We start from the raw sequence: 24,500 nt of genomic DNA, 5'->3' as shown, positions 1-24,500 counted from the left end.
TTGCGGCATAAACAGGGTATCTTTTTTGACCGATGCGGATGTAGACGATGAAATTTATCGGAAAGCTGTTGCTGACGTTGCTGCTGCTGATCGTGCTGGCGGTGGTGCTGCTGTACCTGGTCGGGCAAACCCGCTGGGCGGCAGGCCGCCTGAGCGCCTGGATCAGCGACAACAGCGAATACCGCCTGTCGATAGGAAAAATCACCCATTCGTGGCGCCAACCGGACCAGATCGCTCTGGAAGACGTGCAGCTGGCGCGCAGCGGCCAGCCGCAGGCGCTGGTCGCCAAACGCGTCGATCTCGGCCTCAGCCTGCGCCAAATCACCGAACCGCGCTATTTCCACAGCGTCACGCTGCGTGACGGCACGCTGAACGTGCAGCCGCAGACTGCGGCGCTGCCTGTACAGGCCGACGTGCTGCAACTGAGCAACATGGCGCTGCAATCCAACGATAACGCGTGGCAGCTCAACGCGCAGCAGGTCAATGCCGGCATCACGCCGTGGCGCCCGCTGGCCGGCCATCTGCTGGGGGACAACAATCAGTTCCAGTTCAGCGCCGGTTCGATGACGCTGAACGGCATCCCCGCTTCGAAGGTGTTGGTGCAGGGGGAGCAAAAGCAGGGTCAGCTGCTGTTGAACAATTTCGGCGCCGATCTGGCGCAGGGCGACCTGACCGGCGTAGCCAGCCGCGCCGCCGACGGCAGTTGGCAGGTGGATCGCCTGCGGCTGAGCGGCGTGCGCCTGCAGACCCCGATGACGTTGGCGGAATTCATGCGGCGCTTTACCGCCCTGCCGCCGGTCACCCTCAAGCGTTTCGATCTGATCGACGCGCGCCTGGAAGGCAAGGCGTGGGCGTTTAACGATCTCGATCTGTCGCTGCAAAACGTCAGCATCGAAAAAGGCGATTGGCGCAGCGAAGACGGCTCACTCAACGTCAATGCCAGTGATGTGATCAACGGCGGTTTCCATCTGATCGACCCGATCGCCACCCTGCGCCTCTCCTCCGCCGGCATCGCCATTCAGCAGTTCACCACCCGTTGGGAAGGCGGGCTGCTGCGCACCTCCGGCAATTGGCTGCGCGCCGGCAAACGCCTGCAGCTGGATGAAGTGGCCATGGCGGCGCTGGAGTACACCCTGCCTATCGACTGGCGCGAGCTGTGGCTGAAACCGCTGCCGGACTGGCTGGCCGAGGTGTACGTCACCAAGCTGACCACCAACCGCAATCTGATTATCGATATCAACCCGGCATTCCCGTTCCAGATCACCGCGCTGGACGGTTACGGCAGCAACCTGCTGCTGGCGCGCGACCACCAGTGGGGTATATGGTCCGGTTCGCTGAACCTGAACGGCAGCGAGGCGACCTTCAACAAGATCGACGTGCGGCGCCCTTCGCTGGCGCTGAACGCCGACGCCAGCCAGATCGCCGTCACCGAACTCAGCGCCTTCATGCCTAATGGGTTGCTTGAGGCCAAAGCGACCGTCGATCAGTTGCCGGGCAAGCCGTTCCAGCTGATGCTGCACGGCCGCTCGGTACCGCTCAATACCTTGCAGCAATGGGGATGGCAGCCGGTGCCGCTGACGGGCGACGGCAACCTTGAGCTGCAGTTGAAAGGGCTGCTGAACAGCGACGGGCCGTTCAAAGCTTCATTGAAGGGGACTCTGCAAGCCACCGCCGGCGACGGCCAGACGGTGAACCAACAGCTGCCGTAATGCACTGCGCGGCCCGCCCTCAGGGCAGGGCCGCCGCCTTACTCCTCCAGCGCTTCAGAGCCGCCCTGATCCAGCGGCACATCCGGCTCGGCCGGCAACACCATGTAAGTGCCTTCGAACACCGCGCCCTTATCCTCATCGCCGAACAGATGCACTTCGGCGTGCACGCGCGCGCGGCGGCCGCGCGCCAGACGCGCCAAGTCGCCGCTCAGCGAACCAAGATCCGCCACCGCCCGCGGCCTGCCGGTGATCGGTTTGCTGTAGCGAATGTGCGCGTCCGCCAGAATGATGGTGCCGCCGAGATGGCGCTCGCGCAACAGCAGCCAAATCAACCCCCAGGCGGTCAGCGTCGCCAGTGAGAACAGGCTGCCGGCAAACAGCGTATGGTGCGGATTCTGGTTGCCGATCTCCGGCATGGTGGTGACGAAGCGCTGGCCGGTGTATTGGCTGATGCGCACGCCCATCTTTTCGCTCAGCGGGATATGTTCATACCAGGCCTGCTGCAATTGGCCGCACCAGTCGGGGCGATGCAGGATATCGTCCAGCGTCGCTACCGGTTTAATCATCAAGAAGTGACGGATCGGGGTGGTCTGCGGCGCGGTGATCTCGCCCTGATTGACGAACCCCAGCTTGGCGAAGAAATCCACCGCGTCTTCACGGGCGCTGCATACCACCCGCTTCACGCCTTCCTGCCGCGCGACGGACTCCAGCGTTATCGCTACCAGCGTCCCGAGCCCTTTATCCTGCAACGTCGGGTCTACCGCCAGAAAACGGATCGCCGCCTCGTTGTCGGCATTGATGTACAGCCGCCCAATGGCGACGATTTTACCGGCCTCGTCCACCACCATTTGGTGATGGGCCATGGCGTCATAGGCATCCTTTTCCGAACCCACCGGCTGGTGCAGCGGCTTGCGCAGCATTTCCCAGCGAAACTGGTAATATTCCTTCAGTTCTTGCTCTGTTACGGGTACTCGTAGGTGATACATAGACGCCTGTTCTCCGAATGCTTAGACCTGTAGCCAGAATGTCACCGGACCATCGTTGACCAGCGCCACCTGCATGTCGGCGGCGAACTCGCCGGTCTGGGTCTCTACGCCGCGTTCGCGGCATTGGCCAACAAAATATTGATACAACCGATCGGCGACCAAAGGCGCGGCGCCGCGCGAGAAGCTGGGCCGCATGCCCTTCTGGGTGTCCGCCGCCAGGGTGAACTGCGAAACGACCAGCACGCTGCCCCCGGCCTGCTGGACGTTGAGGTTCATCTTGTCGTTCTCGTCGCCGAAAATGCGGTATCCCAACACGCGTTCGCACAGGCGCTGCGCTTTTTGCTCGTTATCGCCCTGCTCCACGCCCAATAACACTAACAAACCGGGGCCAATTTTGCCTACCGTCTCGCCACCTACCGTGACGCTGGCGTTTAACACCCGTTGAATCAACGCAATCATTCCTGCTGCCCTTCTGGTTTTGGTTCCTGTTGTTCCGCCTTCTGCCGGCGGTAGTCGCGGTATTCGCCGATGGTCACGGTGATTTCCGCGCCGAGTAACACGATACACCAGCTCCAGTAGACCCACAGGAATAAAATCGGGATCACCGCCAGCACGCCGTAAATCAGCTGATAGGAAGGGAACATGGTGACGTACAGCGCGAATCCCTTCTTGCCCAGCTCGAACAGCAATCCGGCCACCACCGCGCCGATCAGCGCGTCTTTGGGCGGCACGCGCACCGTCGGCACGATGCAATACAGCAACCAGAAGGAGATACACGACAAAATCAGCGGGAAAATGCGCAGCACCTGATCCACCAGCCCGTTAACCCCGGTCTGCGCCAGCCAGTTGAGCGACAGCAGGTAGGAGCTGATGGCCATGCTGGCGCCCACCAGCAGCGGCCCCAACGTCAGCACCATCCAGTACACGGCGAAGGAGAAGACGATCGGCCGTTTGTTCTTGCTGCGCCAGATGGTGTTCAGCACGCTGTCCACCGAGGAGATCAGCAACAGCGCGGTGACAATCAGCCCGCAGGTGCCGACGGCGGTCATCTTGTTGGAGTTGGCGACGAACTGCTCCAGGTAGTTCTGGATCACATTGCCGGCGGCCGGCACGAAATTGGCAAAAACAAAGCGCTTCAGCTGTTCGCTGATGTCGGCAAACATCGGGAAAGCGGCGAACAGCGCGAACACCACGGTGACCAACGGCACCAGCGACAGCAGAGAAACATAGGCGAGATGGCCCGCCAGCATCGTCAGGCCATCGTGGTCGATGCGCTGGTACAGCAAACGCCCAAAAGTAACGCCGGGCTTAATCGCAGGGGGCAGCTTCTTGCGGCGGAAAAACGACATGGTCACTCCTTGATGTCCGTTGATACGCCTTAAGCTTAACGCGCCCTGCGCTCATTGGGCAAAATAGGCCGGCACCACGTCGCGATCGGTGACGTGCACCGTCTTGATCCCCAGCGCCTGCGCGGCGAGGACGTTCGCCGGGTGATCGTCGAAGAACACCGCGTCGGCGGCGGCGGTGTTTTCCGCGGCCAGCACATGTTGATAGATATCGGCCTCCGGCTTGCGCATGCCGAGATCTTGCGACAAATAGAGATGATCGGCGGCGGCGGCCACTTCAGGATAGTGCTGCGGCCAGTAGTTGCAGTGCAGACGGTTGGTGTTCGACAGCACCACCACCCGGTGGCCTTCGTTGCGCAGGCGCTGCATGATGTCGATCACTTCCGGACGCAGCGCGACGAATACCGCCTGCCAGCCGGTGGCGAATTGTTCGAAGCTGAGCGCGATGCCCATTTCATCGCACAGCTTGCCGGCGAAGTCTTCGTCGCTGATTTCACCGCGCTCATGTTGCTGGAACACCTCACCCATGGCGAAACGATCGGACAGCACCGCCAACGGCGTACCGCTCAAATTGCTCCACACGCCCAGCACACGCTTGAAATCGATATCGACGATCACATTACCTAAATCAAAGATATACAGCATAGTCCTCTCCTGATGGGCCGGTGAGATTTCACTGTAGCGGGAAAAGGAACAGCTGAACAGGGAGCGAACGGAAAAGCGCATAGCGCGCCGCACAAACGGGGAACAACAGAGGAAAAAACTCAGGGCGCGAGAACCGCGCCCTAAGCATGAGACACTCAATCAGCGATTAAGCGTCTTTTGGACCGCGGCTGGCACGCTTACGATCGTTTTCCGTCAGGTGACGCTTACGGATACGGATCGAGGTTGGCGTCACTTCTACCAGTTCGTCGTCATCGATGAACTCCAGAGCTTGCTCCAGGGTCATTTTGATGGCCGGAACCAGGGTAGTCGCTTCGTCAGTACCGGAAGCACGCATGTTGGTCAGCTTCTTACCGGTCAGGCAGTTTACGGTCAGGTCGTTGGAACGTGAGTGAATACCGATGATCTGGCCTTCATACACTTCCGCACCGTGGCCCAGGAACAGCTTGCCGCGATCCTGCAGGCCGAACAGCGCGAACGCGACCGCTTTGCCCTGGCCGTTGGAGATCAGCACGCCGTTCTGACGCTGGCCCACTTCGCCCGGACGCACGTCGTCGTAGTGGCTGAAGGTGGAGTACAGCAGACCGGTACCCGAAGTCATGGTCATGAATTCGTTACGGAAGCCGATCAGACCGCGGCTTGGGATCACGTAGTCGAGACGCACGCGGCCCTTACCGTCCGGATCCATGTTTTTCAGGTCGGCTTTACGCTCGCCCATCGCCTGCATCACGGAACCCTGATGCTGCTCTTCGATATCCAGCGTCACGTTCTCGAATGGCTCCTGCTTGCGGCCATCGATTTCGCGGAAGATAACTTTCGGACGGGAAACCGCCAGCTCGAAACCTTCACGGCGCATGTTTTCGATCAGCACCGACAGGTGCAGCTCGCCACGACCGGATACGCGGAAGGCGTCCGCATCGTCGGTTTCTTCAACACGCAGCGCCACGTTGTGCACCAGCTCTTTGTTCAGACGGTCAAGGATCTGACGCGACGTCACGTACTTGCCTTCTTTACCGCAGAACGGCGAGGTGTTGACGTTGAAGAACATGGTGACGGTCGGTTCGTCGACGGACAGCGCCGGCAGCGCTTCTACGGCGTTGGTGTCGCAGATGGTGTCGGAGATGTTCAGCTCGCCCAGGCCGGTGATGGCGATGATGTCGCCCGCTTCCGCCAGGGTGCTGTCGATACGCTCCAGACCCAGGTGACCCAGCACTTTACCCACTTTACCGTTGCGAGTTTTACCTTCGCTGTCGATGATGGTGACCTGCTGGTTCGGCTTCACTTTACCGCGCTTGATGCGGCCGATGCCGATAACGCCCAGGTAGTTGTTGTAGTCCAACTGGGAGATCTGCATCTGGAATGGCGCTTCCAGCTCAACCTGCGGCGCAGACACGTGGTCGACGATCGCCTGATACAGCGGGGTCATGTCTTCCGCCATGTCGGTGTGGTCGACGCCGGCGATGCCGTTCAGCGCAGAAGCGTAGATGATCGGGAAGTCGAGCTGCTCGTCGGTCGCATCGAGGTTCACGAACAGGTCGAACACCTGATCCACAACCCAGTCAGGGCGCGCGCCAGGGCGGTCAACCTTGTTGATGACCACGATCGGCTTCAGACCATTGGCGAAGGCCTTCTTGGTCACGAAGCGGGTTTGCGGCATAGGGCCATCCATTGCATCCACAACCAGCAGCACCGAGTCAACCATCGACATCACGCGCTCTACCTCGCCGCCGAAGTCGGCGTGTCCTGGGGTATCCACGATGTTGATACGGTAACCGTTCCAATTAATGGCGGTGTTTTTTGCGAGGATGGTAATCCCACGCTCTTTCTCCAAATCGTTGGAGTCCATTACGCGTTCGGTGGCTTCCGCACGCTCTCCGAAAGTACCGGATTGTTGCAGCAGCTTATCAACCAGGGTGGTTTTACCATGGTCAACGTGGGCAATAATGGCGATGTTACGCAAATTTTCGATCACAGCTTTGCCTCGGGCATTAGAAATAGCGCGCTATTGTACACGTATTAAGCGAGGGACTAAACAAGATCACAACCATCTCTTATAAACAACCGCGTACCGGTCAGTTTGTGATCCCTTTCACGGTGCAAAAAGCCGCAACCGTTGCACTTTTGCACCATTTCAGTGCCCTCGCTCACTCCAATTGCACCATTTCGGTGCAATTTATCACTGATGGTGCATACTGGGGTTGGGTAAAACCCGCGCAGAAAGGCGATGAAAGCCTTTTTTAAAAGTTGGCACGCTTTTCGCTTTAGTCTTTTCAAGGCGAAAAAAAGCCAGTTCCACAGATTCGTTCCACGACGACGACAATGATAAACCGGGAGAGTTAAGTATGTCCGCTGAACACGTTTTGACGATGCTGAATGAGCATGAAGTGAAATTCGTAGACCTGCGTTTCACTGACACCAAGGGTAAGGAACAGCACGTGACTATCCCGGCTCACCAGGTAAACGCCGACTTCTTCGAAGAAGGTAAAATGTTTGACGGCTCCTCTATCGGTGGTTGGAAGGGCATCAACGAATCTGACATGGTGCTGATGCCGGACGCCAGCACGGCGGTTCTGGATCCATTCTTCGAAGAACCTACGCTGATCATTCGCTGCGACATTCTCGAGCCGGGCACCATGCAAGGCTATGATCGCGACCCGCGCTCCATTTCCAAACGCGCCGAAGACTTCCTGCGCTCCTCCGGCATCGCGGACACCGTGCTGTTCGGGCCAGAGCCTGAGTTCTTCCTGTTCGACGACATCCGCTTCGGCAGCAGCATCCGCGGTTCCCACGTGGCGATCGACGATATCGAAGGCGCCTGGAACTCCGGCACAAAATACGACGGCGGCAACAAAGGCCACCGTCCGGCGGTGAAAGGCGGTTACTTCCCGGTTCCACCGGTCGACTCTTCGCAGGATCTGCGTTCCACCATGTGTCTGACCATGGAAGAGATGGGCCTGGTGGTTGAAGCGCACCACCACGAAGTGGCGACCGCCGGTCAGAACGAAGTGGCGACCCGCTTCAACACCATGACCAAGAAAGCCGACGAAATTCAGATCTACAAGTACGTAGTGCACAACGTGGCGCACGCCTTCGGTAAAACCGCGACCTTCATGCCGAAGCCTATGTTCGGCGACAACGGTTCCGGCATGCACTGCCATATGTCGCTGTCCAAGAACGGCACCAACCTGTTCGCCGGCGACAAATACGGCGGCCTGTCTGAAACCGCGCTGTTCTACATCGGCGGCATCATCAAGCACGCCAAGGCGATCAACGCGCTGGCCAACCCGACCACCAACTCGTACAAACGTCTGGTGCCGGGCTACGAAGCGCCGGTGATGCTGGCTTACTCCGCCCGTAACCGCTCCGCGTCCATCCGTATCCCGGTGGTCGCCAGCCCGAAAGCGCGCCGCATCGAAGCCCGCTTCCCGGATCCGGCGGCTAACCCATACCTGTGCTTCGCCGCGCTGCTGATGGCCGGCCTGGACGGCATCATCAACAAGATCCACCCTGGCGACGCCATGGACAAAAACCTGTACGACCTGCCGCCGGAAGAAGAAGCCGAGATCCCAAAAGTGGCCGGCTCGCTGGACGAGGCGATGGCCGCACTGAACGAAGACCGCGAGTTCCTGACCCGCGGCGGCGTGTTCACCGACGATGCGATCGATGCCTACATCGAACTGCGCAAAGAAGAGATGGACCGCATTCGCATGACGCCACACCCGGTCGAGTTCGAACTGTACTACAGCGTCTAAGCTCTACCCGCGCCGTCTGCCCTGGCGGACGGCGCCCACAATTTTTGTTATCGCTTTTTTGTTGCCGTGGAAACTTTCAGCCCATCTTCGGATGGGTTTTTTTCTCCACCGTATTTTCTGCAAAACTATTCCATACCGTGTCGATCCCGGATGGAGTAGGATAGATGCACTAAAAAGGTGCAGGAGTCTGCTGTATGGCAACTGGCAAGCTGCCCGATGCTGGGCAGATCCTCAATTCACTCATCAACAGCATCCTGCTGTTGGATGACTCACTGGCGGTTCACTACGCCAACCCGGCGGCACAGCAGCTGCTGGCGCAAAGCTCCCGCAAGCTGTTCGGTACGCCGCTGCCCGATTTGCTCGGTTATTTTTCGCTGAACGTCTCTTTGATGCGCGAAAGCCTGCGCGCCGGGCAGGGCTTCACCGATAACGAAGTGACCCTGGTGGTCGACGGCCGCGCGCATATCCTTTCCCTGACCGCTCAGGCGCTGCCGGAAGGCTATATCCTGGTCGAACTGGCGCCGATGGACAATCAGCGCCGCCTGAGCCAGGAACAGCTGCAGCATGCCCAACAGGTGGCGGCCCGCGATCTGGTGCGCGGTTTGGCGCACGAAATCAAAAACCCGCTGGGCGGCCTGCGGGGCGCGGCGCAGCTGCTGGCCAAGGCGCTGCCCGATCCGGCGCTGACCGAATACACCAAGGTGATCATTGAGCAGGCCGATCGGCTGCGCAATCTGGTGGATCGCCTGCTCGGGCCGCAACGGCCCGGCCAGCACATCACCCAAAGCATCCATCAGGTCGCGGAGCGCGTCTGCCAACTGGTGTCGCTGGAAATGCCGGATAACGTCACGCTGGTGCGCGACTACGATCCGAGCCTGCCGGAAATGGCCCACGATCCGGATCAGATAGAACAGGTGCTGCTGAACATCACCCGCAATGCGCTGCAGGCGTTGGGCGAGGCGGGCGGCACCATCACGCTGCGCACCCGCACCGCGTTTCAGATTACGTTGCACGGCACCCGCTACCGACTGGCGGCGCGCATCGACGTCGAAGACGACGGCCCCGGCGTGCCGGCGCAGCTGCAGGACACGCTGTTCTACCCGATGGTCAGCGGCCGTGAAGGCGGTACCGGCCTGGGATTATCCATCGCCCGCAATCTGATCGATCAGCATTGCGGAAAAATTGAATTCAACAGTTGGCCAGGTCATACCGAATTCTCGGTCTACCTGCCCATTCGTCAGTGAGGTTTGCAATGCAACGAGGGATAGTCTGGATCGTCGATGACGATAGCTCCATCCGCTGGGTGCTTGAGCGCGCGCTCACCGGCGCGGGCCTGAGCTGCGCCACCTTCGAAGGCGGCAATGACGTGCTGGAAGCCTTGGCCACGCAAACTCCCGACGTGCTGCTGTCCGATATCCGCATGCCGGGCATTGATGGTCTGGCGCTGCTCAAGCAGATCAAACAGCGTCACCCGATGCTGCCGGTGATCATCATGACCGCGCATTCGGATTTGGACGCCGCCGTCAGCGCTTATCAGCAAGGGGCCTTCGACTACCTGCCGAAGCCGTTCGACATCGACGAAGCGGTGGCGCTGGTCGAGCGCGCCATCAGCCATTATCAGGAACAGCAGCAGCCGGTGCGCAGCCAGCCAGCCAGCGATCCGGCGGCGGACATCATCGGCGAGGCGCCGGCGATGCAGGACGTGTTTCGCATCATCGGCCGGCTCTCGCGTTCGTCGATCAGCGTGCTGATCAACGGCGAATCCGGCACCGGTAAAGAGCTGGTGGCGCATGCGCTGCACCGCCACAGCCCGCGCGCCAAATCACCGTTCATCGCCCTGAACATGGCCGCTATTCCCAAGGATCTGATCGAGTCCGAGCTGTTCGGCCACGAGAAAGGCGCCTTCACCGGCGCGAACCAAATCCGCCAGGGGCGCTTTGAACAGGCCGACGGCGGCACGCTGTTCCTCGACGAGATCGGCGATATGCCGCTCGACGTGCAAACGCGCCTGCTGCGGGTGCTGGCGGACGGCCAGTTCTACCGGGTCGGCGGCTATGCGCCGGTGAAGGTCGACGTGCGCATCATCGCCGCCACGCACCAGAACCTGGAGCTGCGGGTACAGGAAGGCAAGTTCCGCGAGGATCTGTTCCACCGCCTGAACGTGATCCGCGTACACCTGCCGCCGCTGCGCGAGCGCCGTGAAGACATCCCGCGGCTGGCGCGCCACTTCCTGCAGATCGCCGCCAAAGAGCTGGGCGTCGAGGCCAAGAACCTGCATCCGGAAACCGAAACCGCGCTGACCCGCCTGCCCTGGCCGGGCAACGTGCGCCAGTTGGAGAACACCTGCCGCTGGCTGACGGTGATGGCCGCCGGCCAGGAAGTGCTGATTCAGGATCTGCCGGGTGAGCTGTTCGAAACCGCCGCGCCGGAGAGCCCCAGCCACAGTCTGCCGGACAGCTGGGCCACGCTGCTGGCGCAGTGGGCCGATCGCGCGCTGCGTTCCGGTCATCAAAACCTGCTGTCGGAAGCCCAGCCGGAAATGGAGCGCACGCTGCTCACCACCGCCCTGCGCCACACCCAGGGGCACAAACAGGAAGCCGCGCGCCTGCTGGGCTGGGGGCGCAATACCCTCACCCGCAAGCTTAAAGAGCTGGGCATGGAATAGGAACGGGGATGGATGATGAAAAACGCAGTCCGGCGCACAAAAAAACGCCAACCGCAGGCTTTACAGCCGGTGCGGGCGCAGTATGATCGTGTCGCACACTCTGGAGGTTGACGATGCTGGACTCATTCATCGCATTCATTTCTCAGGGCGCGGAGCTGGGCTCCGCCGCCAGCCACACTCCGCAGGCGGCGGTCGCCGCGGTGCTGTGCGCCGCGCTGATTAACTTCTTCAGTTAAAAAAACAGCCGCATCAGCGGCTGTTTTTTCATCCTCAGATCACCCGAGAGAACTGCTGGCTGCGCGCCTGTTGCCGCAGATAGCGGTCGAAACACATACAGATATTGCGGATCAGCAGGCGCCCGCGCGGCGTGACGCGAATGCCCTGCTCATCGCGCTCCACCAACCCATCGCGTTCAAACGGTGCCAGCAGCTGCAGGTCTTCGGCGAAGTAAGCGGTGAAATCGATGCCGTATTGCCGTTCAAGCGGCTGATACGCCAACCGGAAGTTGCAGATCAACGTTTTGATCAGATCGCGCCGCAGGCAATCGTCGTCCGTCAGCGCCAGCCCGCGCCACAGCGCGTTGCCCTGCGCCGGTACGCTCTCATAGTAACGCTTCAGCTCTTTCTGGTTCTGCGCATAGCTGTCGCCGAGCATGCTGATGGCCGACACGCCCAATCCCAGCAGATCGCTGTCGCCCTGGGTGGTGTAGCCCTGGAAATTGCGGTGCAGCTTGCCTTCGCGTTGCGCAATCGCCAGCTCATCGTCCGGGCGTGCAAAGTGATCCATGCCGATAAACTGATAGCCGGCGTCAGTCAGGAACGCGATGCTTTGCTGCAAGATATCCAACTTCTGCTGCGCGCTGGGCAGATCGGCGTCTTTGATTTTGCGCTGGGCGGCGAACAAATTCGGCATATGCGCGTAGTTGAACACGCTGAGGCGATCGGGATTCAGTTCGGCCACCCGCTGCAGCGTGAAGGCGAAGCTTTCCGGCGTCTGTTTCGGCAGGCCGTAGATCAGATCGATATTGGTCGAGCGGAAGCCCAGCGCTTTGGCCCGTTCGATCAGAGCGAAGATGAAGGCTTCGTCCTGCTCGCGGTTGACCAACTGCTGCACCTGCTTGTTGAAATCCTGCACCCCCATGCTCAAACGGTTAAAGCCTTCGGCGCGTAAATGATCGAGCACATCCAGCTCAATCTCGCGCGGATCGACTTCGATCGACATCTCCGCATCGGGCAGAAAATCAAAATGTTCGCGCAGCAGCGCCACCAGCCGGCTGATTTGCGCTTTGTCCAGGTAGGTTGGCGTACCGCCGCCCCAGTGCATCTGGCCAACCTTGCGGCCGGCGAACAGCGGCGCACGGCTGGCGATCTCTTGCGCCAGGACATTCAGGTATTCATCGGCCTTGTGCGTCTGACGCGTCACCAGTTTGTTGCAGCCGCAGAAGTAGCACAGCTTATGGCAGAAAGGGATATGCACGTACAGCGACAGCGGGCGCTCAGGGTAGCGCGCCGCGGCGCGTTGAAACGCCGCTTCGTCGTAGCGCTGGTTAAACTCCAGCGCCGTGGGGTATGAGGTATAACGCGGCCCTGAGTAGTTATATTTTTGGATCAGGGCCAAATCCCAGACAATCGTCTGCTCTGACATGCTCACTCCTTCCGATATCTTTTTCTACCGGGCCGGGAGAGGGGCGGTTGTCTGCGCTGTCTGGCCACGGAAGCGCTGCGAAAACGCGCTTTGCGCTTAGACAGCCGCCATAGTTTACCGAATAACCACAGCAGATAACACATCAAGAGTAGGGCTATTGTCGGGATCAGCCACATGGCGCGTTAAAAGGCGTCTTTCGGGTTGCCGCCTTTCAGCAGCTTCAGAATATCTTCCTGCTTCTCTTCTTCTTCCTCGTCGTCTTCATCGCCCAGCTCGATGCCCAGCACGTCCATCAGCACATCGATACGATCCAGCGTCTTATCGACATACGCCTGTTCTTGCGCGTTCAGCGTTTCGCCATCGTCGATGCGATCCAGCAGCGCGTTCAGACGTTCGTCATTTTCGAGCTTCGCCAGCTCTTCTTCCGGCGACAGGCGCGGTTTCGCTTCGGCCTTTGGCTTCGGCTGCGGTTTGGCCTTCACTTTGGTTTCGTCGACCACCAACGCAACCGGCACTTTACTGCCGATACGCGGATCTTTGGCTTCCGCCGCCGATTTGTTTTTTTGGCTGCCGGACTCAACCTGGGTGCGTGAACCGGAAGCGTGGCCGCGGCGCTTTTTCAGGCGTTTGCGCTCGCGCGCTTCCTGATCGAGCTCCATACGGCTTTTCTTTTTCGTTTTTGACTTCGCCGCGCTGCCGCGAGGTGCTTTTGATGGCTGGTTCATAGCGTGTGCTCTTAGGTATGTAGATTCAGTATAGAATTGCGGCGGAATCTAGCAGAAAGCGGACAAAGAAAAAAGGCGGCAGGTTAAACCTGCCGCCTATTTCGCACCTTCTTGCGAAGGGTATTCCTGTTACGCGCTCCTTGCGTACATGCAACATCCCGGTTTTTCCTTCTGCTATAACCGCATTCCCTGCCACTACGTCCTTCATCCTGAAAGGAAAATCGTCCATGGCGCAATCCATTCGCATCCGCTCTTCCCGAGCGTGCTTCCTGCGGGCATCCAAACTGCCGATACTTCACCATCCGATGTGCCTGCCGCCTATTCCGGTGCGAAAGGGTCACTTCCTTTTGCGTTCATCCTGGCACTCATTGCACGCCCTGTGCATTCCCTGAGATTTGTCATCCTTCCCGGATGTTCCCTAATCCTGCGCAACCCTGCGTTAACGAGTACTTTACGTTATTGTTGCGAAGGCTCAAGGCACCTGACGCCGATTTGACTGACATTTCCACACAACGAAAAAACAACACATTGTTTTTAAAGTAGAAACAGAAATATCGCTTTCGAATAAAGCGACATTACCCGCGATTCGAATGGCAAATGTCTCACAACGTACGGTCGGCATAACTGCCGTTTTATCGCGCCCCGCCGCTTAAAAACGGAGAAACACGCCATTTTTACCGCTGATGCAGTTATAATCGCCAACCAGTTAGCCATCCTCACGGAGACGAAAAATTTTGACCAGCAAGAACTACAACTATCATGTGACCCATTTCGTCACCAGCGCACCCGATATTCGCCATCTGCCGGGGGATGCAGGAATTGAAGTCGCCTTTGCCGGCCGTTCCAACGCCGGTAAATCCAGCGCGCTGAATACGCTGACCAATCAAAAAAGCTTGGCGCGCACCAGTAAGACGCCGGGGCGCACCCAGCTGATCAACCTGTTCGAAGTGGAAGACGGCATTCGTCTGGTCGACCTGCCGGGTTATGGCTACGCCGAAGTGCCGGAAGAAATGAAGCGCAAATGGCAACGCGCGCTGGGCGAATACCTGCAGATGCGCAACAGCCTGAAAGGGCTGGTGGTGCTGATGGATATCCGCCATCCGCTGAAAGATCTCGACCAGCAGATGATCCAGTGGGCGGTCGACGTCGGCACGCCGGTGCTGGTGTTGCTGACCAAGGCCGACAAGCTGGCCTCCGGCGCACGCAAGGCGCAGCTCAACATGGTGCGTGAAGCGGTGCTGCCGTTTATGGGGGATATCCAGGTCGAAGCCTTCTCATCGCTGAAAAAGATCGGCGTCGACAAGTTGCGCCAGAAGCTGGACACCTGGTTTAACGAGATCCCGCCGGAAGTGCTGCCGGAAGAGGACATCGGCGAATAAGCCCTGATCGCACGTTTGAGCCGATGCCTCGCCGCATCGGCTTTTTTATGCCCGCAGATCGGCCGCAGGCGGGATTTTTCGTTATCTAATTACATTTTTGAAATAAAGCCATCATAAAGACTTATTGCCAAAACGGGCTTGTCTCGCCGAATTACGCGGATTGAGGGAGCGGAAGCTGAAATGAAAAGCGGAGCCGAGCGATAGGAAAAACGTATGGTTTGCTGCTGTTTTTACAATAAAAAACGCCCCAGTCAATACTGACTGGGGCGGCTAAATATTCAGCCAAATCCGATTACGTGAAGTAAAAGGTCTGAAAGATAGAACATCTTACCTCTGTACCCTACGCCTGTAACTCTACATCATTTTTTCGCAGGGCAAAAGAATTTTTTGTAGTTTACTTACACAATTTGCGGCGCAAGAACGGCGAAGTTGGGGAAACTATCGCCGCATCTTGTAGCTTAATTACGAAAAGTGCTTAGGTTATCGCCAGTTAGCGCATACGGCGATAACCCGGCGATCAGTGCGCCTCATCCCAGTTCATGCCGACGCCCACATCGACCTTCAGCGGCACCGCCAGCGTCATGCTGCCTTCCATCAGTTGGCGGATGCGCTGGCTGGCTTCGTCGATCACCGATTCATGCACCTCGAACACCAATTCATCGTGCACCTGCATGATCGCGCGCACCAACGGCTTCTCCTGCCCCTGCAGCCAGGCGTCGACCTCGATCATCGCACGCTTGATGATATCGGCCGCCGTGCCCTGCATCGGGGCGTTGATGGCGGCGCGCTCGGCCGCCTTGCGGCGCATGGCGTTACTGGAGCGGACGTCCGGCAGATACAGACGGCGGCCGTCCAGCGTGCTGACATAGCCCTGTTCGGAAGCCTGCTGACGGGTGCGCTCCATGTAATCCAGCACGCCCGGGTAACGCTCGAAGTAGAGATCCATATAGCGCTGGGCTTCCCCACGCGGGATCCCCAGCTGACGCGCCAGTCCGAAGGCGCTCATGCCGTAAATCAAACCAAAGTTAATCGCCTTGGCGCTGCGGCGCTGCTCGCCGGTCACTTTATCCAGCGGCACGCCGAAGACTTCCGACGCCGTGGCGCGGTGAATGTCTTTCCCTTCGGCAAAGGCCTTCAGCAGCCCTTCATCCTGTGACAGATGCGCCATGATGCGCAGCTCGATCTGCGAGTAGTCGGCCGCGACGATGCGGTAACCTTCCGGCGCAATAAAGGCCTGGCGAATGCGCCGCCCTTCTTCGTTGCGCACCGGGATGTTCTGCAGGTTCGGATCGCTCGAGGAGAGGCGGCCGGTGGCGGTCACCGCCTGATGGTACGAGGTATGCACCCGGCCGCTGACCGGATTGATCATCAGCGGCAGCTTGTCGGTATAGGTGGTCTTCAGCTTCGCCAGGCCGCGGTATTCCAGGATCACCTTCGGCAGCGGGTAGTCCAGCGCCAGCTCGGCCAGCACCTCTTCGTTAGTGGACGGCGCCCCGCCCGGGGTTTTCTTCAGCACCGGCAGCTTTTGTTTTTCGTACAGGATCGCCTGCAGTTGCTTGGTCGAGGCCAGGTTGAACGGCTCTTCCGCCAGCTCGTGGGCCTGCGCTTCCAGCTCAGCCAGACGCTTGGCCAGCTCTTGGGAGTGGGCCGACAAAATGGCCGGATCGATCAGCACCCCGGTGCGTTCGATATGCGACAGCACCGGCAGCAGCGGCATTTCAATCTCATTGAATACCGTCAGCAGTTCCGCGCTCTGTTTCAGCTGCGGCCACATCGCCAGGTGCAGCTGCAGCGTGACATCGGCGTCTTCGGCGGCGTAAGGCGCCGCCTGCTCCAGCGCGATCTGGTTGAACGTCAGCTGGTTTTTGCCCTTGCCGGCGATCTCTTCAAAGGTGATGGTTTTGTGGCCCAGATAGCGATCGGCCAGGCTGTCCATATCGTGACGGCCGCCGACGCTGTCCAGCACATAGGACTCCAGCATGGTGTCGTAGGCGATGCCGCGCATCTCGATGCCATAGCGCGCCAGCAGGCTCATGTCGAACTTCAGGTTTTGCCCGACCTTGAGCGCCTTCTCGTCTTCCAGCAGCGGCTTGAGCGCCTCCAGCACATAAGCGCGATCCAGCTGCGCCGGCGCATCCAGATAATCGTGCGCCACCGGCAAATAAGCCGCTTCGCCCGGCGCGATCGCGAAGGACAGGCCGATCAGGTTGGCGGTCAGGGTATCCAGACCGTCGGTTTCGGTATCGAAGGCAAACACGTCGGCCTTTTTCAGCCGCGCCAGCCAGTCGGTAAAGGTCGCTTCGTCCAGGATAGTGACATACCCGTCCTGGGACAGCTTGGCTTCCGCCAAGGCTTTCGGCGCTTCCACGGCGGCAGCCGGTTTGGCGGCGCCGGCAGCTTTCGCGCCCGCGCCTTTCTTGTGTTCCAGCCAGACGCCGGCTTCCACGTCCGCCAGCCAGCGTTTGAACTCGTACTGTTTGAACAGCTGTTGCAACGTGTCGACATCCGGCGCGGAGACCGTCAGGTCCGCGCAGGTCAGATCCAGCTCGACGTCGGTTTTGATCGTCGCCAGCTTATAGGAGAGGTACGCGACCTCTTTATTCTGTTCCAGCTTGGCCGCCATGGTTTTGGCGCCGCGGAAGCTCAGCGTGGCGATGTTCTCCAAATTACCGTACAGCGCATCCAGCCCGCCGATACCCTGCAGCAACGCCTGGGCGGTTTTCTCGCCCACGCCCGGTACGCCGGGAATGTTGTCCGATGAATCGCCCATCAGCGCCAGGAAGTCGATGATCAACTCCGGCGGAATGCCGTACTTGTCGCACACTTCCTGCGGACCGAGGATCGTGTTGTTCATGGTGTTGATCAGGGTGACGTTCGGCGTCACCAGCTGCGCCATGTCTTTGTCGCCGGTGCTGATCAGCACCGCATGGCCGGCCTTTTCGGCCTCCAGCGCCAGCGTACCGATAACGTCGTCCGCCTCAACGCCGGGCGTCACCAGCAGCGGCAGGCCCATCGCCTTGACCATGCTGTGCAGCGGCTCGATCTGCGCGCGCAGATCGTCCGGCATCGGCGGCCGGTGTGACTTGTATTCAGCGAAGAGATCATCGCGGAAGGTCTTCCCTTTGGCATCAAACACCACGGCAACGTGGCTCGGTTGATACTGCAGCAGCAGGCTGCGCAGCATATTCAGCACGCCGTACATCGCGCCGGTCGGCTCGCCCGCCGAGTTGGTCAGCGGCGGGAAGGCGTGATAAGCGCGGTAGAGGTAGGAGGAACCGTCAACCAGGATTAGTGGGTTTTCTGCAATCTGGGCCATAGCGTTTCTTTATCGTGATCGGACATAGGGGTAAGCATGCCATAGCTGGCCGTCGGAGACGAACCTTAGCGTGCATTGCGGACGAAAATGATGTGATTGTGTGCGAGGATCCGCAAGATCTTACCTGTGGATAACTTTGTGCATAGAAAAGAGACCGAATTATAACGCTGCGATTATCGTTATAACGGCGAATAAAATTCCTATTTAAATCACCGCGTTAAAAGAACGAATTCCGGCGACGCTTTATTATTGGCTTTTATTGGATTTGTGGATATAACTTTCGCCGGATTTTAATCGCACTATTCATCAAATTCGGCGCCTCAATTACCATAGCACAAGCTGGACAAGTTGCACGAAAACTCAGCAAATGGTTATCCGATGAGACGAAAAACAGTGATTTTTAGCGGCGCTTTACCCCGGCGATTTCTGTTAAAATGCGTTTTTGTTCATGCGTTTTGGCATGCAACGATGTTCCCAACAACCGTCAGCCCATAATCATGCCAAGATTGTTAACGCCTGTTATCTTTATCATTTCCGTCATACTTACCATTCTGGTGACGGTGTTGTGCTCCATCCCCATCACGCTGGCCGGCATCGTGAAACTCCTGGTGCCCATTCCCGCCGTCTGGCGATATATCTCGGCTTTCGCCGATTTCATGATGTGGTGTTGGTGCCAAGGGTTGGCGCTGTTATTGCGCATTAACGGGCAATTGCGTTGGGATATTGAAGGGCTGGAAGGGCTGGACCGCAAAAACTGGTATCTGCTGATCAGCAACCACGAAAGTTGGTCGGACATTGTCGTACTGTGCGTGCTGTTCAGAAATCATATTCCAATGAATAAGTATTTTCTCAAGCAACAGCTCGCCTGGGTGCCTTTTGTCGGCCTGGCCTGCTGGGCGCTGGATATGCCATTCATGAAGCGTTACTCCCGCACCTATTTGCTCAAGCATCCGGAAAAGCGCGGCAAGGATATCGAAACGACGCGCCGTTCCTGCGAAAAATTCCGCCAGCGTCCAACCACCATCGTCAATTTCGTCGAGGGTTCACGCTTCACCGAAGCCAAGAAAATTAAAAGCAATTCGCCGTATCGCAATTTGCTGGCGCCTAAAGCCGCCGGCATCGCGTTTACGCTCAGCGCGTTGGGCAATCAGTTCGACAAAGTATTGAACGTTACTCTGCTCTATCCGGAAAATAACCAACGGCCTTTTAGGGATATGCTGTGCGGGCGGCTGACGCGTATCGTGGTGAGAATAGAGACGCTGCCGATCGATGAAACCCTGCACGGGGACTACTTCAACGACAAGCAGTTCAAGCGGCGCTTCCAGCTGTGGCTGAATACGCTATGGCAGGAAAAAGATCGGTTGCTGGATAAATTGAAACGGCAATATGGATAAAAAAACGCCGGCGATGCCGGCGTTTTCGCATGGGGTCTGGCTTATTTTTGCTGGCTGAGGAATTTAACCACATCGGCGAACTGCTTCACGTAAGCGTCCATCGAGCTGGTGTCCAGGCCATCGTTCTTAACCATGTATTTGCCGTTGACGAATACCGCCGGCACGCCGCGCAGCTGCAGATCTTCTGCGGCTTTCTCTTGTTGAACCACCAGAGATTTCACCACGAAGCTGTTCCAAGCCGCATCATAATCTGCTGCGGTCACACCTGCTTTCACGAAGACATTGCGGATATCATCCGGCGTTTGCACGGTCTGGGTTTTCTGCACCGCTTCAAACATCAGCGGGCTCACCTTGTCTTCCACGCCCAGCGCCATCGCCACCGCCCATGCCTGAGTCAGCTGTTTGCCCAACGGCCCCAGGAATTCAACGTGGTACTTGGTCATTTTGGTGCCGGCAGGCAGCGCTTTCTTTACGTTCTCAGACACATGATAGACCTGCTCGAACTGGTAGCAGTGCGGGCAGTAGAAGGAGAAGAACTCCAACACCTGCGGCTCGCCGGTCACCGGTTTGTCCAGGGTCACATACTGAGCGCCATCGCTAAACTGTGCCGCCGAGGCACTGAATGCCATCACCATGCCAACGAGCGCCAACCATATTTTTTTCATAAGACTAAACTCTCCATTGTGTTAAAGCTTCAATACATTGGCGTCAGCTGCAGAGGGGGCTCCTGCAACAGCTTAACCTGTTCGGTGAAGGCCGCAGTCTGAGACAACCAGAAATCAGACTCCGCCATCCACGGAAAACTCTTGGGGAAGGCCGGATCCTGCCAACGGCGAGCGACCCAGGCCAGGTAATACACCATGCGCATCGCCCGCAGTGGTTCAATCAACGCCAGCTCGCGCTGATCAAACTCGGCAAATTCGCTATACGCCTCCAGCAAGACATCCAGCTGCATCAGTTGATCGCGACGTTCGCCGTGCAGCAACATCCACAGATCCTGCACTGCCGGGCCGTTGCGCGCGTCATCAAGATCGACGAACAGCGGGCCATCGCGCCACAGAATATTGCCCGGATGGCAATCACCGTGCAAACGGCGCGGCTGCCAGTTCAGATGCCAGTGCGACTTGATCGCCGCAATCAGATTATCCGTCGCCTGCAGGAACGCGTCATGCTGCGTTGCCGGTAGCAGCTCGCAATCGGCCAGCACCTGGCGCGGGGCGGTGAGGTACTCTTCAATCCCCATCGTTGGCCGCTCGGCGAACAAACGCTCACCGCCGACCTGGTGGATACGCCCCAGAAAACGGCCCACCCATTCCAACTGATCCAGATTGTCTATCTCGTATTGCCGGCCCCCCACGCTGGGGAACAGGGCAAAGAAAAAGCCGCCGTGCGTATGCAGCGTAGCGCCTTGCAGCGCCAACGGCGCCACCGCCGGGATCTCCGCGCCGGCCAGATCCAGAGCGAACTGATGTTCCTCACCGATCTGTGCGGCGCTCCAGCGCTCCGGGCGGTAAAACTTCACCACGTAGCGCCGGCGATCTTCGTCCATAAACTGATAGACACGGTTCTCGTAGCTGTTCAGCGCCGTCAGGCCGGAATCGACGCGCAGGCCAACTCCTTCTAGAGCGTCAATAACCAAATCGGGCGACAGGGTGTCGAAATTAAAAGCAGAGTTATTCATAACGTTCGTTTGATCGCTGACAGCACGGTGCCGGGAATGAGAAATAGTAGCATTAATGGCGCATTTCACGCGCTATGCTTTCTCGCACCGCACGAGGATCAGTCCTTGATAACGCCGCGAGCGCGCAGCAGCGCCGTTTTAAAATCTTCTTCGTAATCTTTCTTCAGACCCGGGATCTGATCCGTGCCGGCGCTACCGCGCATTTTCAGGTGATAAATGAGAATGTCGTCGCTCAGTTCGGACAACTCGCCCTGGAAGCCCGCTTCCTTCGCCAGCTTTTGCAAAAACTGCATCAAATTGAGATCGGGATCTTCCTGCCAGGCCGGGTGCAACAGCTCGATCAACTCGTTTACGCGATGCGTTTTCATCTCAATATCGTCCAATAGCATGAATAAACTCACAAAGTAACAGGCTTACCCACGCAGTGAAAGAACCGGCTTGTCAATAAAGGTAAATCCTGATGTCACGTCTGCTTTAGCGCTACAATCAGCCCATCGACAAGGCGGGATAAACGAGATGCATAAAGAAATCAGCGGCGTCATTTTGGCCGGCGGACGGGCCACGCGCATGGGCGGTGAAGACAAAGGCCTGGTGTCGATTGGCGGGATCGCACTCTATCAACACGTATTGGCTAGGTTACGGCCACAGGTGACTTCCATCGTCATCAGCGCCAATCGCAATCAGGCATGTTATCAGGCGAGCGGTTTGCCGGTGATTGGCGATCTGACGCCCGATTTCGCCGGGCCGCTGGCCGGCATGCTGGCCGGGCTCAAGCAATCTTCCAGCGAATGGGTGGCCTTCGTCCCTTGTGATGTCCCCGACTTTCCCGCCGACTTAGTCGCTCAGCTATGGCAGCAAAAAGGCGCGGCGCAGGCGGCCTTTGCCAGCGATGGTGAACGAGATCACCCCACCCTAGTGTTACTGCATAGCCAAATAGCGCCGCAGCTGGCCGACTATCTGGCTCGCGGTGAACGCAAGCTGATGCTGTTCTTGCATCAAATTGGCGCACAACGCGTAGTGTTCAGCGGGCAACAAGCGGCATTTCATAACCTGAATACGCCGGCTGACTGCCTGAATTGGCAACAAACGCGAGAGCTAAAGAAATGAATCCTGTATTGCCCCCCTTGCTGGCCATCGGTGCCTACAGCGGTACGGGGAAAACCACCCTGCTCAAACAGCTGATCCCGTTGCTGAAACAGCGCCAGGTACGGGTTGGGCTGATAAAGCATACGCACCACGATATGGATGTGGATACGCCGGGTAAAGACAGCTATGAGCTGCGTAAAGCGGGCGCAGACCAAACGCTGGTCGCCAGCGATCGGCGTTGGGCATTAATGACCGAAACGCCGGAGCAACAACCGTTGGATCTGCATTATCTGGCGGGGCGCTTTGACGCCGATAAGGTCGATTTGATCCTGGTGGAAGGGTTCAAACATGAACCGGTCAGCAAGATCCTGCTTTATCGGGCCGAGATCGGCAGACCGTTGGAAGATATGCTGGATCAGTTTGTTATAGCGGTAGCCAGCGACCGACCGCTATCCATCACGGTTAAGCAGCTGGATCTCAACCGACCGGAAAGCATCGCCGACTTTATTGTCGAGTGGTTGAAAGGCGCAGCGTAGCTGCGCTTTTTGACGTTTTACGCATAGCAAAAAGCCCTGAACGTCAGTTCAGGGCTTTCGGCTTTGTTTGATGCCTGGCAGTGTCCTACTCTCGCATGGGGAGACCCCACACTACCATCGGCGCTACGGCGTTTCACTTCTGAGTTCGGCATGGGGTCAGGTGGGACCACCGCGCTATTGCCGCCAGGCAAATTCTGTTTCATTCCAACCGCTTCACTTCCATGAAGCCATCAGAACCAATCTCGGAACTTCGCTGAAAATCTCTCTAAAAACACCTTCGGTGTTGTAAGGTTAAGCCTCACGGATCATTAGTACTGGTTAGCTCAATGCATCGCTGCACTTACACACCCAGCCTATCAACGTCTTAGTCTTAAACGTTCCTTCAGGGGCCTTAAAGGCCCAGGGAAGACTCATCTTGAGGCAAGTTTCGCGCTTAGATGCTTTCAGCGCTTATCTTTTCCGCACTTAGCTACCGGGCAATGCCATTGGCATGACAACCCGAACACCAGTGGTGCGTTCACTCCGGTCCTCTCGTACTAGGAGCAACCCCTCTCAATCTTCCAACGCCCACGGCAGATAGGGACCGAACTGTCTCACGACGTTCTAAACCCAGCTCGCGTACCACTTTAAATGGCGAACAGCCATACCCTTGGGACCTACTTCAGCCCCAGGATGTGATGAGCCGACATCGAGGTGCCAAACACCGCCGTCGATATGAACTCTTGGGCGGTATCAGCCTGTTATCCCCGGAGTACCTTTTATCCGTTGAGCGATGGCCCTTCCATTCAGAACCACCGGATCACTAAGACCTACTTTCGTACCTGCTCGAGCCGTCACTCTCGCAGTCAAGCTAGCTTATGCCTTTGCACTAACCTCACGATGTCCGACCGTGATTAGCTAACCTTCGTGCTCCTCCGTTACTCTTTGGGAGGAGACCGCCCCAGTCAAACTACCCACCAGACACTGTCCTCACCCCGGATCACGGGGCCGAGTTAGAACATCAAACATTAAAGGGTGGTATTTCAAGGATGGCTCCACGCAGACTGGCGTCCACGCTTCAAAGCCTCCCACCTATCCTACACATCAAGGCTCAATGTTCAGTGTCAAGCTATAGTAAAGGTTCACGGGGTCTTTCCGTCTTGCCGCGGGTACACTGCATCTTCACAGCGAGTTCAATTTCACTGAGTCTCGGGTGGAGACAGCCTGGCCATCATTACGCCATTCGTGCAGGTCGGAACTTACCCGACAAGGAATTTCGCTACCTTAGGACCGTTATAGTTACGGCCGCCGTTTACTGGGGCTTCGATCAAGAGCTTCGCCTTGCGGCTGACCCCATCAATTAACCTTCCAGCACCGGGCAGGCGTCACACCGTATACGTCCACTTTCGTGTTTGCACAGTGCTGTGTTTTTATTAAACAGTTGCAGCCAGCTGGTATCTTCGACTGGCTTCAGCTCCATCCGCGAGGGACTTCACCTACATGCCAGCGTGCCTTCTCCCGAAGTTACGGCACCATTTTGCCTAGTTCCTTCACCCGAGTTCTCTCAAGCGCCTTGGTATTCTCTACCTGACCACCTGTGTCGGTTTGGGGTACGATTTAATGTTACCTGATGCTTAGA

21 protein-coding genes and 2 rRNA genes are annotated in these 24,500 nt (G+C 58.0%); 9 read left to right on the top strand and 14 right to left on the bottom strand.

Going from position 1 to position 24,500, the window contains the following annotated elements; translation table 11 throughout:
* Positions 1–47: 47 nt before the first annotated feature.
* Complete coding sequence (locus tag CRO23_RS00120; protein WP_048796324.1) at positions 48–1,709, top strand: AsmA family protein; 1,662 nt, start codon at positions 48–50, stop codon at positions 1,707–1,709.
* A 38-nt stretch (positions 1,710–1,747) separates the two neighbouring features.
* On the opposite strand, the gene fabY is transcribed toward CRO23_RS00120, so the two are convergent.
* From fabY to typA, 5 genes are all read right to left on the bottom strand, one after another.
* Positions 1,748–2,695 (bottom strand): fatty acid biosynthesis protein FabY, encoded by a 948-nt coding sequence (gene fabY / locus CRO23_RS00115; RefSeq protein ID WP_025304711.1) that lies wholly within the window; start codon positions 2,693–2,695, stop codon positions 1,748–1,750.
* Between the two features lie 21 nt (positions 2,696–2,716).
* A complete protein-coding gene (gene dtd / locus CRO23_RS00110; RefSeq protein ID WP_016929644.1) occupies positions 2,717–3,154 on the bottom strand; it encodes a D-aminoacyl-tRNA deacylase in 438 nt (145 codons plus the stop codon).
* Positions 3,151–4,044: a virulence factor BrkB family protein gene (locus CRO23_RS00105; RefSeq protein WP_097101169.1), complete on the bottom strand. Its 894-nt coding sequence runs from the start codon at positions 4,042–4,044 to the stop codon at positions 3,151–3,153. The genes dtd and CRO23_RS00105 overlap by 4 nt, the downstream gene beginning before the upstream one ends.
* Positions 4,045–4,095: 51 nt before the next feature.
* On the bottom strand, positions 4,096–4,686 hold the full coding sequence (yihX, locus tag CRO23_RS00100; RefSeq protein ID WP_004931242.1) for a glucose-1-phosphatase: 591 nt from the start codon (positions 4,684–4,686) through the stop codon (positions 4,096–4,098).
* Positions 4,687–4,852: 166 nt separating this feature from the next.
* Positions 4,853–6,676 carry a ribosome-dependent GTPase TypA gene (gene typA / locus CRO23_RS00095; protein WP_004931243.1) on the bottom strand — a complete coding sequence of 608 codons (1,824 nt, stop codon included), beginning with the start codon at positions 6,674–6,676 and terminating at the stop codon, positions 4,853–4,855.
* A 370-nt stretch (positions 6,677–7,046) separates the two neighbouring features.
* Between typA and glnA the strand changes: the two genes are divergently transcribed.
* The 4 genes from glnA (at position 7,047) to CRO23_RS24845 (ending at position 11,357) form a co-directional block, all read left to right on the top strand.
* Entirely contained in the window at positions 7,047–8,456 is a 1,410-nt protein-coding gene (gene glnA / locus CRO23_RS00085) for a glutamate--ammonia ligase (RefSeq protein ID WP_004931244.1), read from the top strand.
* A gap of 194 nt (positions 8,457–8,650) precedes the next feature.
* On the top strand, positions 8,651–9,700 hold the full coding sequence (gene glnL, locus CRO23_RS00080; protein ID WP_004931246.1) for a nitrogen regulation protein NR(II): 1,050 nt from the start codon (positions 8,651–8,653) through the stop codon (positions 9,698–9,700).
* Positions 9,701–9,708: 8 nt separating this feature from the next.
* Complete coding sequence (gene glnG, locus CRO23_RS00075; protein ID WP_015379452.1) at positions 9,709–11,121, top strand: nitrogen regulation protein NR(I); 1,413 nt, start codon at positions 9,709–9,711, stop codon at positions 11,119–11,121.
* A 113-nt stretch (positions 11,122–11,234) separates the two neighbouring features.
* Positions 11,235–11,357: a YshB family small membrane protein gene (locus CRO23_RS24845; protein ID WP_004931250.1), complete on the top strand. Its 123-nt coding sequence runs from the start codon at positions 11,235–11,237 to the stop codon at positions 11,355–11,357.
* A gap of 34 nt (positions 11,358–11,391) precedes the next feature.
* On the opposite strand, the gene hemN is transcribed toward CRO23_RS24845, so the two are convergent.
* Both hemN and yihI read right to left on the bottom strand, forming a co-directional pair.
* Positions 11,392–12,765 carry an oxygen-independent coproporphyrinogen III oxidase gene (hemN, locus tag CRO23_RS00070; protein WP_097101167.1) on the bottom strand — a complete coding sequence of 458 codons (1,374 nt, stop codon included), beginning with the start codon at positions 12,763–12,765 and terminating at the stop codon, positions 11,392–11,394.
* A 182-nt stretch (positions 12,766–12,947) separates the two neighbouring features.
* Positions 12,948–13,490, bottom strand: a complete 543-nt coding sequence (yihI, locus tag CRO23_RS00060) for a Der GTPase-activating protein YihI (RefSeq protein WP_015379455.1) — start codon at positions 13,488–13,490, stop codon at positions 12,948–12,950.
* A gap of 734 nt (positions 13,491–14,224) precedes the next feature.
* Here yihI and yihA point away from each other — a divergent pair.
* The gene (gene yihA, locus CRO23_RS00050; protein WP_004931258.1) at positions 14,225–14,869 is read left to right on the top strand and encodes a ribosome biogenesis GTP-binding protein YihA/YsxC; all 645 of its coding nucleotides are present in this window, start codon (positions 14,225–14,227) and stop codon (positions 14,867–14,869) included.
* Positions 14,870–15,147: 278 nt separating this feature from the next.
* Here yihA and CRO23_RS25385 read toward each other — a convergent pair whose 3' ends face one another.
* A complete protein-coding gene (locus CRO23_RS25385) occupies positions 15,148–15,195 on the bottom strand; it encodes a spot 42 RNA, inhibition of DNA synthesis (RefSeq protein ID WP_071892919.1) in 48 nt (15 codons plus the stop codon).
* Positions 15,196–15,386: 191 nt separating this feature from the next.
* Positions 15,387–18,185, bottom strand: a complete 2,799-nt coding sequence (gene polA, locus CRO23_RS00045) for a DNA polymerase I (protein ID WP_033639118.1) — start codon at positions 18,183–18,185, stop codon at positions 15,387–15,389.
* A 497-nt stretch (positions 18,186–18,682) separates the two neighbouring features.
* Here polA and CRO23_RS00040 point away from each other — a divergent pair, with 497 nt between their 5' ends.
* Positions 18,683–19,579, top strand: coding sequence for an acyltransferase (locus CRO23_RS00040; protein WP_097101165.1), 897 nt, complete (start codon positions 18,683–18,685; stop codon positions 19,577–19,579).
* A 41-nt stretch (positions 19,580–19,620) separates the two neighbouring features.
* On the opposite strand, the gene dsbA is transcribed toward CRO23_RS00040, so the two are convergent.
* From dsbA to CRO23_RS00025, 3 genes are all read right to left on the bottom strand, one after another.
* On the bottom strand, positions 19,621–20,244 hold the full coding sequence (gene dsbA, locus CRO23_RS00035) for a thiol:disulfide interchange protein DsbA (protein ID WP_004931264.1): 624 nt from the start codon (positions 20,242–20,244) through the stop codon (positions 19,621–19,623).
* Between the two features lie 29 nt (positions 20,245–20,273).
* Positions 20,274–21,260 (bottom strand): serine/threonine protein kinase, encoded by a 987-nt coding sequence (locus tag CRO23_RS00030; RefSeq protein ID WP_097101163.1) that lies wholly within the window; start codon positions 21,258–21,260, stop codon positions 20,274–20,276.
* A 98-nt stretch (positions 21,261–21,358) separates the two neighbouring features.
* Positions 21,359–21,628: a YihD family protein gene (locus CRO23_RS00025; RefSeq protein WP_004931268.1), complete on the bottom strand. Its 270-nt coding sequence runs from the start codon at positions 21,626–21,628 to the stop codon at positions 21,359–21,361.
* Positions 21,629–21,776: 148 nt separating this feature from the next.
* On the opposite strand from CRO23_RS00025, the gene mobA reads away from it, so the two are divergent.
* Together mobA and mobB are read left to right on the top strand one after the other, a co-directional pair.
* Positions 21,777–22,367: a molybdenum cofactor guanylyltransferase MobA gene (mobA, locus tag CRO23_RS00020; RefSeq protein ID WP_097101162.1), complete on the top strand. Its 591-nt coding sequence runs from the start codon at positions 21,777–21,779 to the stop codon at positions 22,365–22,367.
* Positions 22,364–22,882, top strand: coding sequence for a molybdopterin-guanine dinucleotide biosynthesis protein MobB (gene mobB, locus CRO23_RS00015; RefSeq protein WP_097101161.1), 519 nt, complete (start codon positions 22,364–22,366; stop codon positions 22,880–22,882). Before mobA ends, mobB begins: the two co-directional genes overlap by 4 nt.
* A gap of 72 nt (positions 22,883–22,954) precedes the next feature.
* Here mobB and rrf read toward each other — a convergent pair.
* Both rrf and CRO23_RS00005 read right to left on the bottom strand, forming a co-directional pair.
* Positions 22,955–23,070, bottom strand: a 5S ribosomal RNA gene (gene rrf, locus CRO23_RS00010).
* A 99-nt stretch (positions 23,071–23,169) separates the two neighbouring features.
* Positions 23,170–24,500: ribosomal RNA gene (locus CRO23_RS00005) — 23S ribosomal RNA — on the bottom strand; the annotation flags it as partial.

The sequence above is a fragment of the Serratia sp. JKS296 genome, from assembly GCF_900215445.1.
GTDB classification, from domain to species: Bacteria; Pseudomonadota; Gammaproteobacteria; order Enterobacterales; family Enterobacteriaceae; genus Serratia; species Serratia marcescens.
Note: the sequence above shows the minus strand (reverse complement) of the source record. Positions and strands in the feature narration are given on the sequence as shown.

Coding starts and splice junctions, on each gene's coding strand:
- dtd (WP_016929644.1), bottom strand. CDS start 3,154: ATGATTGCGTTGATTCAACGGGTGTTAAACGCCAGCGTCACGGTAGGT.
- polA (WP_033639118.1), bottom strand. CDS start 18,185: ATGGCCCAGATTGCAGAAAACCCACTAATCCTGGTTGACGGTTCCTCC.
- glnA (WP_004931244.1), top strand. CDS start 7,047: ATGTCCGCTGAACACGTTTTGACGATGCTGAATGAGCATGAAGTGAAA.
- CRO23_RS00105 (WP_097101169.1), bottom strand. CDS start 4,044: ATGTCGTTTTTCCGCCGCAAGAAGCTGCCCCCTGCGATTAAGCCCGGC.
- hemN (WP_097101167.1), bottom strand. CDS start 12,765: ATGTCAGAGCAGACGATTGTCTGGGATTTGGCCCTGATCCAAAAATAT.
- yihI (WP_015379455.1), bottom strand. CDS start 13,490: ATGAACCAGCCATCAAAAGCACCTCGCGGCAGCGCGGCGAAGTCAAAA.
- CRO23_RS24845 (WP_004931250.1), top strand. CDS start 11,235: ATGCTGGACTCATTCATCGCATTCATTTCTCAGGGCGCGGAGCTGGGC.
- glnL (WP_004931246.1), top strand. CDS start 8,651: ATGGCAACTGGCAAGCTGCCCGATGCTGGGCAGATCCTCAATTCACTC.
- mobA (WP_097101162.1), top strand. CDS start 21,777: ATGCATAAAGAAATCAGCGGCGTCATTTTGGCCGGCGGACGGGCCACG.
- yihX (WP_004931242.1), bottom strand. CDS start 4,686: ATGCTGTATATCTTTGATTTAGGTAATGTGATCGTCGATATCGATTTC.
- mobB (WP_097101161.1), top strand. CDS start 22,364: ATGAATCCTGTATTGCCCCCCTTGCTGGCCATCGGTGCCTACAGCGGT.
- CRO23_RS00120 (WP_048796324.1), top strand. CDS start 48: ATGAAATTTATCGGAAAGCTGTTGCTGACGTTGCTGCTGCTGATCGTG.
- CRO23_RS00040 (WP_097101165.1), top strand. CDS start 18,683: ATGCCAAGATTGTTAACGCCTGTTATCTTTATCATTTCCGTCATACTT.
- dsbA (WP_004931264.1), bottom strand. CDS start 20,244: ATGAAAAAAATATGGTTGGCGCTCGTTGGCATGGTGATGGCATTCAGT.
- glnG (WP_015379452.1), top strand. CDS start 9,709: ATGCAACGAGGGATAGTCTGGATCGTCGATGACGATAGCTCCATCCGC.
- fabY (WP_025304711.1), bottom strand. CDS start 2,695: ATGTATCACCTACGAGTACCCGTAACAGAGCAAGAACTGAAGGAATAT.
- CRO23_RS00025 (WP_004931268.1), bottom strand. CDS start 21,628: ATGAAAACGCATCGCGTAAACGAGTTGATCGAGCTGTTGCACCCGGCC.
- CRO23_RS00030 (WP_097101163.1), bottom strand. CDS start 21,260: ATGAATAACTCTGCTTTTAATTTCGACACCCTGTCGCCCGATTTGGTT.